The organism is Candidatus Cloacimonadota bacterium, from assembly GCA_034722995.1.
Taxonomy (GTDB): domain Bacteria; phylum Cloacimonadota; class Cloacimonadia; order JGIOTU-2; family JGIOTU-2; genus JAGMCF01.
In genome coordinates this window covers 51,435-66,192 of sequence record JAYEOL010000008.1, presented here as the reverse complement: position 1 = coordinate 66,192, position 14,758 = coordinate 51,435, and the positions used below count along the sequence as shown (strand labels likewise).

Below are 14,758 nucleotides of genomic sequence, written 5' to 3'. Positions count from 1 at the left end.
GTAAAGAGAGTGGGTCAGCTAGGGGGCTGTTAGTAAAAAGCAAGGTATGATTCTCTTTACCAATTCCTAAATTGGTAAAGTAATTACAAGAAGCCCATGCTTCTACATTCATTCCTATTATCTTCTATAGTCTCTCTACCTTCTGCAGGTGCGGTTTTAAACAGTAAAGTTATAATATTTTTCATTACTCCTGCGAAACTTGAATTAATAATCTTTAAATGTGGATTTGTATGACTTTAACATCAAGTCTGTGGTTGTATCGATTATTTTATTTCCCTTTTTTCCTTTTACAATAAATGAATTATCTTTTTTGATAGTTCCTATTTTAGCAAAATTATTACCTTTCATGATTTTTTCAAATGCCTTTTTGTATTGTGGTGCTACTGTTACAACAATTCTTCCCTGACTTTCAGAGTAGAGTGCAAAATCATCTCTTGAACAGTCTCCTGGAAGTTTTTCCAAAGAAGCTTCTAATCCTAATCTTCCCCCCATAGCTGTTTTCGCTAATGCTATCGCAAGACCACCTTTGTTGATACTTTGTGAAGATGCAATTAAGTTTTTATCTATGGCTTTTGATAATGCCTCATACAATTTTTTGTTTTTTTTAGCATCTACTCTTGGTACAGTATTTCCAATGTATTTTTCTCCTCTCTGTTGCTCACCAATCATTGCAAAGTATTCAGAGCCCCCAAGTTCTTCATTGCTTTCTCCTAAAACATAAACTAAATCCCCTGCAAATTTTGCATCTAATGAAATTGCTTTTCTTGAATCTTTTATAACCCCAATTGAGGATATTAGTAATGTTGGTGGGATTGATATTTTTATTGGTTCATTGTTTTTATTATAACCCTTAAAATCATTGAACATGCTATCTTTACCAGATATAAATGGGGTTCCATAAGCCACAGAGTAATCATAACATGCCCTAACCGCGTATTTTAATTGTCTTAATCTCTTTGGCTCATCAGAACTGCACCAACAGAAATTATCTAACAAGGTAAGGTGATCAAGGTTTGCGCCAGTAGCAACAGCATTTCTAACAGCGGTGTCAATTGCACAAGCAGCCATATGATATGTGCTAATGTTGCTATAATTTGGATTGATGCCCTGGGAAAGAATTATTCCTTTATTGGAGTCTAAAAGTGGTCTTGTTACTGTAGTGTCTCCATTTACTCTGCCTTTTCCTTGTAATGGTTTTATCACTGAACCACCTTGAACTTCATGGTCATATTGTTGCGAAATAAACTCAAAATTTGCAATGTTTAACCGTTTAAGCATTGAGTAGAGTGTGTCTGTTAGGTCTTCCAATTTTGGAATAATTGGCTCCTGATGTGTTAATTTGCTATAACCTGTTCTCATAGGTCGTTTTGGCAGTCCATTATGTAAGAAATTTATATCAATATCCATGATTGTCGTATCGTTATAGTCAATAACACATTTTCCTGAATCAGTAAATTTACCAATAATGCTTGCTTCTACACCGCGCCTTTCCATTAAATTTGAGAATTTATCCCATTTTTCCTCAGGTACTGCAAGAGTCATTCTTTCCTGCGATTCAGAAATCCAGATTTTCCAGGGCTCAAGCCCTAAATATTTTGAAGGGACTTTACCAAGGTTGACATAGCATCCATTACTTTCTTTTGCCATTTCTCCAACAGAGCTGGATAAACCACCAGCACCATTATCAGTTATGCTGTTGTATAATCCAAGGTCGCGTGCTTCTTTTACAAGGGCGTCACTTAATTTCTTTTGAGTAATTGGGTCTCCTATCTGGACAGCAGTTGCAGGACTTTTTGAACCCATTATTTCTGAAGAAAAAGTGGCACCATGAATGCCATCCTGCCCAACTTTACCACCAACCATTATAATGTAATCTCCTGGCTGTGCCTTTTTTTGGTGTGATAATCTATTTGCACTTTTTCTTGGAATTAAGCCAACCGTGCCTACAAACACAAGTGGCTTTCCCCTGTAATTCTTGTCAAAAGTAAGAAAGCCTTGTGGTGTGGGAATGCCAGAACAATTTCCTCCGACATTGACTCCATTAATTACCCCTTCAAGAATTCTCCTTGAAGAAAGCATTTTTTGCGTAAAATTTGGACCTTTGTAGAGGCTGTCCTTGCTTTTTGGGTCAGCAAAACAATAACCATATGTATTGATTATCGGTTTTGCGCCAAGACCAAAGCCAATTGTATCACGATTAACCCCAACTATTCCAGTGATAGCACCACCAAAAGGATTCAAGGCAGAAGGACTGTTATGAGTCTCTACTTTACAAGTGATTAGATAATTTTCGTCAAAGACTATGGCCCCAGAATTGTCTGTGAATACTGAAACACAGATGTCTTTGTCTGCCTTTTTTTTTCTGATTTTTTCAGTTGAGCCTTGAATGTATGTTTTGAATAAACCATCAGTGATTTCATCTAATGGGTCTGCAAAGATTGTATGTTTGCAGTGCTCTGACCATGATTGGGCAAGAGACTCTAATTCAATATCATTTGGGTTTCTGCCTTGCTTTTTGAAATATTCCTGTATTGCTTTCATGTATTTTAAGTCTAAGGCTAATGGACCGTTCCTGTTTCCATCCTCATTTTTAATTCCTTTTTTCCCAATTATACTTAATTCATAATCGCTTGCATTAAGGATATCTACAAGGTTTACTTTTGGCGTTCTGTCTAATTTAACTTTTGGAACAATAATACCAAATCCATTAGCCTTAACTTCGTCATAGCTTTTAATCTGAACTCTTTGTATTAATGGATTGTATAGGTTATCTGCAATATCCTTAATCTGTTTTTTGGATAGCTTTCCTGAAATAAATGTAACCTGGGAACTGTATACTCCTTGTGTTGGAGGAAATTTAGTTTTGAATAAATCTTCAATTAGTTCTCTTGTTGTGTTTCCTATGTTGTCCGTAACCCCTGGAAGGAAGCCAACTTCTATTGCCCAGTCAAATTTATTCTGTATTGGATATTTATTGACAATTGATTCCTGGGTTATTGGATTAGAAAGCATTGAAGCAATAGATTCTAATTTAGAATGGCTCATCCTTGCCTCAAGTGTGTAAACATCAACAATTTCTATACCAGTAATTTTTCCCAAAATGGTGTCTTCTATGTGCTTTTTTCTGACCAAAGCCCGTGCATCCGGGATTTTGGATTTTATTCTTATTTGGTTAGGCATTTTGCTTTATCGGTCTCGGCGCCCAGACGGGTGCGATATTTTTTGCGAAGTTCCCGAAATCTTGAATAGTCTCGCATATCAAAAGGGTATTGTCTTTTTGTGCATCCCAGACAAGCTGTTTCTAAAGTTAAATTCACAGCTTTGAGCATTTTTTCAAGCGGAAGATAATTTAATGTTGTTGCTCCAATCTTTTTCCTCGCTTGTTCTATGTCTTCTTTACTGTTATTATTTAAGAGCAGCTCTTCTTGTGTTGGTGTGTCTATCCCTCCAGCGCAGATTCCTATATAAGGTGGATAGGTTGAAAATAGATGTACTTCTCTTGCACCCAATTCATATAGTTTATGAACTACTTTTTTGGAGGTTTCTCCACGAACAATACTATCATCAACTAAACCTATGCTTTTTTTGTTGATGCGTGATTTAATAAAAAGCAGCTTATCATCAATAGATTTTTTTCTTTTTTTAGCGTCCTGCTGAAATGCTCTTATTGGAGAGTGAGAAGGCCGAGCGATTATTCCACCATATGGTTTATTCCATCTGTTAGCAATGGCTATTGCCGCTGGAATTGGAGATTTTGGGACTGCTATTACCGTATCAACAATATTTTTTAATTCTGAATAATGTTCTGCTAAAGCAGAACCAAGCTTGTAGCGTGCATCATAAACTTGCTGCCCATTTAGTTTGGAATCCACTTGAGCAAAATAAACCGACTCAAACGGGCAAACCTTTTCTTGTTGTTGATTTATTTTTTTATGATAAACATTAAGGTCAAAGTCAATGAACATTGCCTCTCCTGGCTTAAGCTCGTATGAATCTTGAAAATCCTTTAGAAAATGAAGGGCTGTTGTTTCAGATGTAAAGACATATTGGATTGTCTTATTTTTTTCTTTTTTGGCAAAACTTAATGGCCTGACTCCATGTGGGTCCTTAAATGCTAACAAACCATGATTAGAAATAATTGCCACTGTTGAATATGCTCCAATAGTATGGTATTTTGATTTAGTACTCATTGTTTTTTCTAAAGCAGGAAAAAGCTTTTCTTTTACAAAAGAAGGTGTATTTTTAGCCTGATAGGATTTCTCTTCTATCAAATTTTGGGATAAGGCAAACAACAATGCTTCAACATCACAATTTGTGAAGAATGAGTATGATTGTTGTTTTTCCAATTTTTTTCTTAAACTTAAATAATTAGCTATTTGACCATTGTGAGAGATTGCTACTCCTGGTTTTTGGATGTAGATTGGTTGAGCATCTATTAAAACATTATCACCAGATGTTGCATAACGATTGTGACCTATTGCAATATTATCCACTATGTTACTTAATTTAGTATTACGAAAAACTTCTGTGCTTGAGCCCTGACCTCTGATAGGTGAACTAAATTTCTTTTTAAGAGAGTTATAGCTTATCATTCCAGAAGATTGTATACCCCGATGTTGTAAAGCGTGAAGGCCTCTGACTAAATCTTCACAAACTGGTTTATTGCTGATTATACCAATAATACCACACATTTTATTTGATGTTATTTGATTTTTTAATTTTTATTAGACATCATGTTTTAAGGAATAATTAGGTGATTCTTTTGTTATGTAAACATCGTGAGGGTGTGACTCTATTTTTCCTGATTGAGTAAGTCTTCTAAAATCTGCTTTTTCTCTCATTTCTTTAATATCCTTTGCTCCAACATATCCCATTCCACTCTTGAGGCCCCCAACATATTGAAACATAATATCTTTTAATTTTCCTTTGTAAGGCACTAGCCCTTCAATTCCTTCTGGAACTAATTTGTCCTTACTTATTTGGTTATATCTTTCTCTTGCACCTTCAAATTTCATAGCTCCTGATGAGCCCATACCTCTATAATCTTTCCAGTTTCTTCCATTTAGAAAGACAATCTCTCCAGGACTTTCTTTTGTTCCAGCGAGCATATTTCCAATCATAACAGAATGCGCTCCTGCTCCAATAGCTTTAGCAATATCTCCAGAAAATTTTATCCCGCCGTCGGCACAGACTGGAATATTAAATTCATCTGCAATCTTGCTGCATTCATATATTGCAGTAAGTTGGGGAGCCCCGATTCCTGCAACAACTCTTGTTGTACATATTGAGCCAGGGCCTTGACCGACTTTTATTCCATCAACTCCTGCTTTTATTAGTCTTAATGCAGAGTCTGGTTCAGATATATTTCCTGCAACAACATCTAACCTATATGAATTTTTAATCTCATTTATTGTCTCATATACTTTTTTTGAATCCGCGTGGGCTGTGTCTATAACAACTACATCAAGATTTTCTTTTACTAATTTTTCTAACCGTAAAAGTGCTTTTTTACCAACTCCCATTGCAGCGGCAACTCTTAGCTGTCCATTTTCATCAAGATTATACAGGTCAGATTCTTTATTCTTGATTCTCTTAAGGTCTTTTAATGTATACAAAGCGATTAGTCTTTGTTGTTTATCAACAAGTGGTAATGCCTTTTTTTTCTCTTTTACCATAAGGGTATAGGCTTTATTTAAATCAGCATCTTGTGGAAGAGTGATTACATTTTTTGTCATTACCTCTTTTACTAATCTGGAATAATCATCGCAAAAATCAAAATCATTGCCAGTTAATATGCCCGTTAATTTTCCATTTCTGTTTAATACTGGGAATGTGCGAAACTCATAATTCTTTTCTTCTCTTCTTTTGAGAACAGAGCTAATTGTTTGGTCCTCATAAACAAATTTTGGTTTGTCTATTAATCCATTGAGATAAAATTTAACTCTGGAAACATGATAACTTTGTTCTTCTGGGGTCAGATTTTTATGAATTACCCCAATACCGCCTAACTTTGCCATTTCAATTGCTAAGGGATATTCTGTAACAGTATCCATTGCAGCACTTATTATAGGTATATTCAAGGAAATGTTCTTTGAAAATTTTGAATTTGTAGAGATGTCTTTTGGCAGTGTCTCAGAGTATCCTGTTTTTAATGAAACATCATCAAAAGTTAAAGATATCTTATCATGTTTCATTAATTCAAAAAAGGCACTTTTTGGAAGTGGTTTTTTATTATTCATTTTTTGCTATATTCCTTCCTGATAAATTTTCAATGTCGGAAATGGCGGATGCCAGTGAAACTCATAGCTAATCCATATTCGTTTGCAGCTTTAATAATACTTTCATCCATTTTTGAGCCTCCTGGTTGAACAATATATCTAATGCCTGATTGTGCCGCAGCAACTAAACCATCTCTAAAAGGGAAAAAGGCATCAGAAAATAAAACCATCTTTTCCGAGGATAAAATATTTTTTGTATATGCTTCAATTTCTTTTGATATTTTATTTTCACATTCTTTGTCATGAATTATTCTATCCATAGTTATAATATAATCCAAACTTTGTTCTCTAAAGTATTGTCTCATCAAATTTTCTTTTGCTTTTGGAATTACTAATTTTTCTACAGAATCTTTCCTGTTTGGTTGACCCGCCCCTATGCCTAATAATCTACACTTTCCGGTTTGGTACTCATATGCTAAAATAATTGCATTTGATTTAACATGTTTCCCTGCAATAATCGCAAATCTTACAAGGTTTTCCATATTATTTTTAAATTTTTTTTTGGTTACACATCCTATTTTATATTTAGTTCCAGTTTTTGGCTCGGTTCTGAGTTTGGGTTTTGTTAGAATATCCTCAATTTTATCACCAAGACAAATTTTATTATTCTGTGTTTGAGAAATTACGCCACCTCTGATATAATGTTTTTCTATAAAATTCGGTGGGTTTTCTAAGTTCCCGGTTGGAATAACCCGAAGGTTTTTTTTAGATTTCTTTCTCTTAATCCAGGTTAAAGCAGATTCATCATAATCAGGTGCAACTAACACTTCTACAAATTTGTTAGTTAATAGTTTTACTACATCTTGATCTACTTTTTGTGAATAACCGACAACAGAACCGAATGCACTAACTTCATCACCAAACCAGGCATTCTTAAAGGCTTCTTTTAAGTCATAACCGGTTGCCAATCCACAAGGGTTCTGATGTTTCACTACAACCGCTGCAGGCTCTCTTGGAAAATCTAACATTACCTCTAATGCTGTGTTTGCATCAAGTAGATTATTATAACTTAACGGTTTTCCATGTAAAATTTTTGTTAAAACATTCGGTCCATCATATGATTCATCAATTTCTTTCCATGCAGTTTGATGAGGATTTTCGCCATATCTGCCTAACTGAATTTTCTTACTCATTTTATTTCCCCTTCTCAATTTTATTGATTATTTTCGTTTCTAAACCTTTTGTTTTTTTGTTTTGTAACATTACAGCAACACCTATCATATAATCATTTCTTTGTTTTTTTCTGCTACATATTGCTGAATAAATATTTTCTGCAAGGTTATCAGCTGTTTCAGAATTAATTATAACATCTAATGGTTTTCCCATAAATGGCTTAAGCGGCTCTTCATTGTCGCCTTTATATGTGGTTATTAAGTTCCCTTTGCCAGAACTCAATATTATTTCGTGTGTTTCTGAATTTTTTCTTGTATTTTCACAACGGGTAATATGCATAGTTCCGTTCCAGCCACAAACTGCTGCTGTTATTCTTGGAGTATTATTTGGTGGGTCTGGCTCATAATTTGTTAGGTCTATCATCTTGTCATTTTTTTTGTCATAAACAAAAAACGGCTCGCTGAATGCTTTTTTCATAATATCAGAAAGAGAAAAGATATTGTCAGTCATTTTATCCATTGAATTTTTAATTTTAGAATAAAGGAGTTGTGTTTGGGCGCCATTGCCGGCGATTAATGTATTTCTTATTGGAATAATAGCTGGGTATAATAACAAAGTTAAATCACCCTGTTTTAATTGTTGTTTGTCTGTGACCTCTGTTCTTATTATTTTTGTTTTTTGTTGCTGCACTAATTTTCTTGCGCGGCTTGAATGGCTTCTTCCAGTTAAGAAATAACTTATAAATGTATTTCCAGAAGGGGTAACACCTATAATTATCCCCCTTCCACTATAAACCATATTTTCTAATGCACTTAAATCGTCTTTCATTTTAAATAACCTGCTATTCTAAGATTATTAGTAATTCTTTTTTCAAGAGGCATACTCATATCTCCAGGAATAAAATCTTTCCCTGTTAATTTTTCGTAAAGATTTATGTATCTTAATAAAGTTTCATTAATCATTTCTTTTGTTAAGTCAGTTAAAGAAGATGCACCGATAGTTTCATCATAGCCTTGCTTAATTAACCATTCTCTTACAAATTCTTTTGACAATGCTTTTTGTTTCTTTCCTCTTTTAAATAAGAAATCATATCTATCTGCATACCAAAATCTTGAAGAGTCTGGAGTGTGCACTTCATCAATAATGTAAAGCTTGTTGTTGATAGAACCAAATTCATATTTTGTATCAACAAGAATAAGATTCTTTTCTAAAGCTAATTGCTGTCCTCTTTTAAAAATTTCAAGAGCTTTTTCAACTATATAATCATATTCTTGATGAGGGATATAAAAAGGATTTGGTCCTTGTTTTTTCCCAATTTTTTTTAGGTCTCTTAACAAAATCTTGCTTATTATTTCCTTTCTTGATACTGGAATATCTTCCTTACTTTTTGTTGTAGGTGTAATAATTGGCTGAGCAAATTTTTGGTTTTCTTTCATGCTAAAAGGCAAGGTGATACCATATTGATTTCCTGTTTTTATTGGTCCTTTGCCTTTATAGTCCCTCCATAGACCCCCTGTGATATAGCCTCTTACTACCAATTCTATATTATATGGCTTACAGTTCCTGACCACTAAAACCTGGGGGTCAGGCATATCAAAGTAATTATGTGGTATAATATCACAGATACTATCTGCTTGTTGCTTCATTATAGATGTAAGAACTTGGCCCTTAAATGGTATTTGTCGGCTTAATATATGGTCAAAGGCAGATATTCTGTCTGTCGCTATCATAATCATATTCCCATCTGTAAAGTAGTTGTCTCTTACTTTCCCCTTATACCTATTTTTTAATCCCTTAATATTGGTTTCTTTCAATAATCTTACATTTTGAATTATGTTTTTATTCATTTTTTTCATACATTCTTTGGAAATTAATATCAGATTCTTCGAGAGAGTTAACTTTTTTTGCATTATTTTGTTTTAATAGTTTCTTGAATTTTGGATTTATTCCTGAATACATCTGAGCTATAAACTTTCCAACATTACCTGGTTTAGAAATATATACATTAGAACTTCCAGGGGGATTTGTTAAGCAGCTTTGGTTTAGCGCATCTGGTGGGCAGCTTATGACTGGACCTAAGGTATGATAAGATAATATTCCTGATAATGCGTCTGTTCCTCCAGCAATAGCAACATAAGAAATTGAACCTTCAATTTGATTATATTCCTTGATTATTTCCATCAGTTTAATTGGCTGTTTATGTGCCGAACAGATTCTTACTTGATAGGGGATTTCATATTTATCTAACGACTCAACAACTTTATCAATCTGTTTTTTGTCACTGCTGGAACCTGCTAAAACTACAGTACAACCGGTATTTGACTGTATTATTTCCTTGAATTTTTTGTCTATCATTTTTTATTTTAATTATTATTTTTTTACCTTAGTTATATTTTAGTTGTTATAGCCTATAAAATCTAATGGCTTACCTTTATATGGGTGGTATATTGTTGTTCGTAATTCCTTGTTATTGTTTTTTCCCACTTCACCAATGATCTTAGCCTTGTTTTCTTTATTCTCATTGATTAAATTTACAATACTTTCAGCTGTTTTCAGGTCCGGAGTTATGTAGGCAAAACCCATACCCATGTTCTGTTTTGTATATGCTTGTTTAGGTCTTAATTTTGATTCTTCTATTAATAATTTATGGATAGGTAAAGGTTCTAAGGGGTCTGTAATATTAAATGAAACATTTTGACCAGCGCGATTAAAGTTAGCAAGCCCATTTCCAGTAATATTTATTCCATAGATATCTCTGCTATTAAATTTTCGGCCTATTAACGCAGCCTCCTTTAGATATATAGCTGTTGGAACTTGCAGAGCTTCAATAACTGTTTTTCCTTCCAAGACAGATGGTTTATCATTAAAATGAAATCTTCCTTTATACTGATTTTTCCACTCATCTCTGTATTCAACATCTCGGGTAAAGAGTGCATGTCTTGCTAATGTGTAACCATTACTGTGAAGACCTGTTGATGAAACGCCAACAATTATGTTTCCCGGTTTTGGGTTTAAGTTTGGAACTTTGTTTTTTTTAATATAGCCGGTCATTACAACACCCACATCCCATCCCTTACCCGGGATACCTAAAGAGATTATTTCATCAAGTGATGCTGTTTCTATTTTCCCAATATTTGGGTTAAACGGTGCATCTGGAATTCGGATTTTTTCAATTGCAGCTACAAAGCCTTGCATAATTTCATTCATGTGCTTTTTCTCTACATTAGTTTGAACAGCAAGATATAAATCAATAGTATCTGGGAATGAATGGATGGCTGTAGCCATGTCATTAGCGTTCATTGCAATAGCATCAATTGGCTGCAAGGAATAATTATCAGACCATGCACTCAAAAATAGTTTTGTGCCAACACCATCCACACAATGTATAGCGTAGTAGTTTGGGTGGACAGTATTGTTTTCTTTTAATTCAAAGAAAAATCCTTTTTTGGTTTTTGTTCTGTCAAATAAGTTAGGAGATTTTGAAAGTGCTTTTTTGCCTTGCTGAATGGCTATTTTTTCTAATTGTTCATAATCATCTATGTTTTGTTTTACCATTTTATTATATTTTTAATCCATTAGGAATTGGCTTTTCATCAAAGTATAAGTGGCCCGTTTTATCTTTTGAGTATCTTCCTTCTGCAATATATTGCAGAGTTTTAGGAAAAATTATCCAATCGCCTGCCTTTTTAAGACGTTCCTGGTTTTCATATTCAACTTTTTTTACAATGGCTTTGTCATTTGGGTCAAAATTATCTCCTAATTCTACTTTTAGCGGTTGTGATATCATTAGAATTTTTCCGTAATCAACTCTTGGTTCTATTATATGGGTTGTTGATTTAAGATATTTTTCACCAGCAAGAATCGCTTTTCTTATAGCATGAGCCCCTGAATATTTTTTTTTATTTCCTTGTATTATAGACAAATCAGCAGGATGAACATTGATTCCAAGAAATGCATTGATTAATGGTTTGGTTACAATACTCATGTATCCAGCATAGACCGCAGCTTTTATGTTATAAGGAGATAAAGCTTTAACTGTTTCATTGTCAAAATTAACTCTTGTTTCTAAATCTGTTCTTGGTTTGTTTTTTGCAGAATAAAATCCCTTAATATCATGAGTTATGACAGGAATGTCATAGTCTTTGCCAATCCTTGTTGCATTGCTGTCAAAAGTATCACTAAAGATAACTACTATATGATACGGGGATTTTTCCCTTTCTTTATTTAATTTTTTTTCATGCTCAATGATTTTTACTAAATTCGTTCCTGTACCAGACATTAAAGCAGCTACTCTCATTTGTCCTTCTGTTGGATTGTATAGTTTTTTTAGTTGCATCTTTATTCCCACTCTATTGTACTTGGTGGTTTTTGTGTTATGTCATAAACAACCCTGTTGATGCCATCAACTTCATTTATAATTCTATTGGCAATTGCTGTTAAATCTTTCTTATTAAAGTCATACCAATCAGCAGTCATAAAGTCTTTTGTTGTTACTGCTCTTAGTGCAATAATTTTTTTATATGTGTGTTCATCTCCCATAACACCAACAGACTGCGTGCTTGTTAGGATAGCAAATGCCTGACTTATGCTATTGTAAATATTTCTTTTCTTTAGTTCTTCAATAAAGATTGAGTCTACTTTTTTTAGAGTCATTAACTTCTCTTTGGTTATTTCTCCAATAATTCTTACTCCTAAACCAGGGCCAGGAAATGGATGTCTATAAACAAGTTTTTTTGGTAATCCTAATTTTTGTTTTGCTATTTTTCTTACTTCATCTTTGAATAAATTTTTGAAAGGCTCAATAATTTTTAGGTTCATTTTTTCTGGAAGGCCTCCCACATTATGGTGTCTTTTTATTATTGATGATGAGCCATATAGTGGGACACTTTCAATCACATCCGGGTAAAGAGTGCCCTGGGCAAGATATTCTGCATCAAGTTTTTTTGCTTCTTCTTCAAAAATTTTGATAAATTCATTGCCAATAATTTTTCTTTTTTCATCTGGATTAGTGATACCCTTTAATTTTTTCAGGAATTTTTTTCTTGAATCTATATAAATTACATTTAAATTAAATTCATTCAAGATTGATTTTACTTCTGCTAACTCGTTTAGTCTCAACAGTCCATTATCAATGAATATTGGATAATAATTTTTGCCAGCGATTTTATTAAGTAAAACAGAGAGGGTCGTTGAATCTACGCCACCGCTGATACCACCGACCCCGGTTTTTCCTTTTGTTTTTCCTTTAGTTTCTTTGATTATTTTATTGTATTCTTTTGTTGGGTCCCAGGTTCTTGCCGCATTGCAAATTGTTAGAAAATTATCTAAAATCTTTCTTCCATGTTCTGTGTGGTCTACTTCTGGGTGAAATTGGACAGAGTAAATATTTCCCTTCTGCATAGCTGCAATTTCTTTGTTTTGAGACTCTGCAATAATCTTAAAATCTTTTGGCACTTCTTTTACAACATCCCCATGACTCATCCATACTTTGAAGTTTTTAGGAATGCCCTTAAAAAGAGGACTTGTTTTTACTATACTAACTTTTGTTTCTCCGTATTCTCTATTAACTGCCTGTCTTACTTTTCCTCCTAAAATGTGTGCAATGGATTGTTGACCATAGCAGATTCCAAGTATGGGCATATCAGAATTGAGAATATCTTTTGAGTAAAGTGGAGAATTTTCATCGTAAACACTAAACTGTCCCCCAGAAATGATAATTCCTTCCAGGCCTTTAGTTAAGACTTTGTCTGGTTTAGTGTGGAATGGCACAATCTCTGTAAAAACACCTAATTCACGGATACGTCTAGCAATATTCTGTGTTAATTGGCTTCCACAATCAATTATCTTTATCATATTTTAGTGCCTTATCAGCTATATCTTTTCTATAGTAAAATCCACCTTCAATATTTATTTTTGAGACTGCTTTGTATGCTATTTTTTGTGCTTCTTTAATTCCTTTTGGTGAATAACTAGTCACTCCAAGTATTCTCCCGCCAGCTGTTAAAATAGAGCCTTGATATGCTTTCGTTCCTGCATGAAATACTTTTACATTTTTGATACTGTTTGCTGCCTTTAATCCATGTATTGTGAAGCCTTTTTTGTATTTTTTAGGGTAACCTTTTGATGCTATCACAACACAGCAGGATGCTCCTGGCTTAAATTCTATATTTGCATCATATAGTTTGCCTTCTAAAGCTAAAGACAGTACCTCATATAAATTGCTTTTAATCATCATCATTGCAGGTTGAGATTCTGGGTCACCAAAACGAACATTAAATTCAAGAACTTTTGGGCCTTCGTTTGTCATTATCATTCCGCCATACAAAAGCCCTTTATATGGCACACCATCATTTGCCATTTTTTGAACAATCGGTGTCATAATATTTTCTGCAATATACTTAACCATATCAACATTAGCAACAGGTGCTGGAGCATAAGCACCCATACCGCCTGTATTGGGTCCCTTATCTTCATCTAATAATGGTTTATGGTCCTGGATAGAAATTTCCAGTGGCAATACTTTTTTCCCATCTGAGATTCCAAAAACAGAAAACTCTTCTCCGAATAATCTTTCAGCAATTAAAACATCTTCTCCATATTTTTTCGTGTGATTAACTATATTTGCGAGTGCTTGCTTTTTTGAATCACATACGATAACACCTTTCCCACCAGTAAGACCACGAGCCTTTAAGACAATGCCTTCTTTAGTAGAAAGTTTGTGTATTGCTTTTATTGCTTCATCCGTAGAATAGCATTTAATAGATTCTGCTTGTGGTATATTGAGCTTTTTCATCAAATCGCAAGAAAAGAACTTATCTGATTCTAGCCTTGTTGCTTCTTTCGTAGGTCCAAACACCCTGTTATAACCTGAAGAGTTTAGGTAATTCACCAAGCCATCTGCTAATGGTGCTTCAGGACCAATAAGAGTCAAATCAATATTTTCGGATTTAATTAAGTCTAATAATGCAGGAAAATTTTCTTTTTTTGTGCTATTAATTGGTATGTTTCTTCCTTTTTCCTCTTTAGTTCCTGCGTTTCCTGGAGCATATAAAACTTCGGAAATTTCTTTGCTTTGAGATAGTTTCCAACCAAGGGAGTGTTCTCTACCACCTCCCCCAACTATCAAAATTTTTTGCATAGTTTCTTACCAGTTGCCCTATAATGCATGATTATATTGACGGAATTAAACATATTTATAATATTATTTCTTTATGGTTAAAAGGTAAAAGAAATATGAAATTGTCAAGATTATTGATGGCGAAGCGTATTGAAATGTTCAATAAACTGAATAAACAAAATTTTAGGTAATAGAGTAATATATCAAGTAGAAAATTACTGAAATATCAGTCTCCCGATATATCGGAAGC

The 14,758-nt window shown here is 33.8% G+C and carries 11 protein-coding genes; all 11 read right to left on the bottom strand.

What is annotated here, in order from left to right; all coding sequences use genetic code 11:
- Positions 1–204: 204 nt before the first annotated feature.
- The 11 genes from U9R23_01190 to purD are packed head-to-tail and all read right to left on the bottom strand — an operon-like array spanning position 205 to position 14,529.
- Positions 205–3,180 carry an AIR synthase-related protein gene (locus U9R23_01190; GenBank protein ID MEA3475052.1) on the bottom strand — a complete coding sequence of 992 codons (2,976 nt, stop codon included), beginning with the start codon at positions 3,178–3,180 and terminating at the stop codon, positions 205–207.
- Entirely contained in the window at positions 3,165–4,691 is a 1,527-nt protein-coding gene (locus tag U9R23_01185) for an amidophosphoribosyltransferase (GenBank protein ID MEA3475051.1), read from the bottom strand. The genes U9R23_01190 and U9R23_01185 overlap by 16 nt, the downstream gene beginning before the upstream one ends.
- A gap of 33 nt (positions 4,692–4,724) precedes the next feature.
- On the bottom strand, positions 4,725–6,239 hold the full coding sequence (guaB, locus tag U9R23_01180) for an IMP dehydrogenase (GenBank protein MEA3475050.1): 1,515 nt from the start codon (positions 6,237–6,239) through the stop codon (positions 4,725–4,727).
- A 29-nt stretch (positions 6,240–6,268) separates the two neighbouring features.
- Positions 6,269–7,411 (bottom strand): IMP cyclohydrolase, encoded by a 1,143-nt coding sequence (locus U9R23_01175; GenBank protein ID MEA3475049.1) that lies wholly within the window; start codon positions 7,409–7,411, stop codon positions 6,269–6,271.
- Between the two features lies 1 nt (position 7,412).
- Positions 7,413–8,219: an IMP cyclohydrolase gene (locus U9R23_01170; GenBank protein MEA3475048.1), complete on the bottom strand. Its 807-nt coding sequence runs from the start codon at positions 8,217–8,219 to the stop codon at positions 7,413–7,415.
- Positions 8,216–9,238 carry a phosphoribosylaminoimidazolesuccinocarboxamide synthase gene (locus U9R23_01165; protein MEA3475047.1) on the bottom strand — a complete coding sequence of 341 codons (1,023 nt, stop codon included), beginning with the start codon at positions 9,236–9,238 and terminating at the stop codon, positions 8,216–8,218. The genes U9R23_01170 and U9R23_01165 overlap by 4 nt, the downstream gene beginning before the upstream one ends.
- Complete coding sequence (locus tag U9R23_01160) at positions 9,231–9,746, bottom strand: AIR carboxylase family protein (GenBank protein MEA3475046.1); 516 nt, start codon at positions 9,744–9,746, stop codon at positions 9,231–9,233. Before U9R23_01160 ends, U9R23_01165 begins: the two co-directional genes overlap by 8 nt.
- 39 nt (positions 9,747–9,785) lie before the next feature.
- The gene (locus tag U9R23_01155) at positions 9,786–10,946 is read right to left on the bottom strand and encodes an AIR synthase-related protein (GenBank protein MEA3475045.1); all 1,161 of its coding nucleotides are present in this window, start codon (positions 10,944–10,946) and stop codon (positions 9,786–9,788) included.
- Between the two features lie 4 nt (positions 10,947–10,950).
- Complete coding sequence (locus U9R23_01150) at positions 10,951–11,727, bottom strand: formyltransferase family protein (protein ID MEA3475044.1); 777 nt, start codon at positions 11,725–11,727, stop codon at positions 10,951–10,953.
- Between the two features lie 2 nt (positions 11,728–11,729).
- Positions 11,730–13,244, bottom strand: a complete 1,515-nt coding sequence (gene guaA, locus U9R23_01145; GenBank protein ID MEA3475043.1) for a glutamine-hydrolyzing GMP synthase — start codon at positions 13,242–13,244, stop codon at positions 11,730–11,732.
- A complete protein-coding gene (gene purD, locus U9R23_01140) occupies positions 13,228–14,529 on the bottom strand; it encodes a phosphoribosylamine--glycine ligase (protein ID MEA3475042.1) in 1,302 nt (433 codons plus the stop codon). Before purD ends, guaA begins: the two co-directional genes overlap by 17 nt.
- Positions 14,530–14,758: the final 229 nt, after the last annotated feature.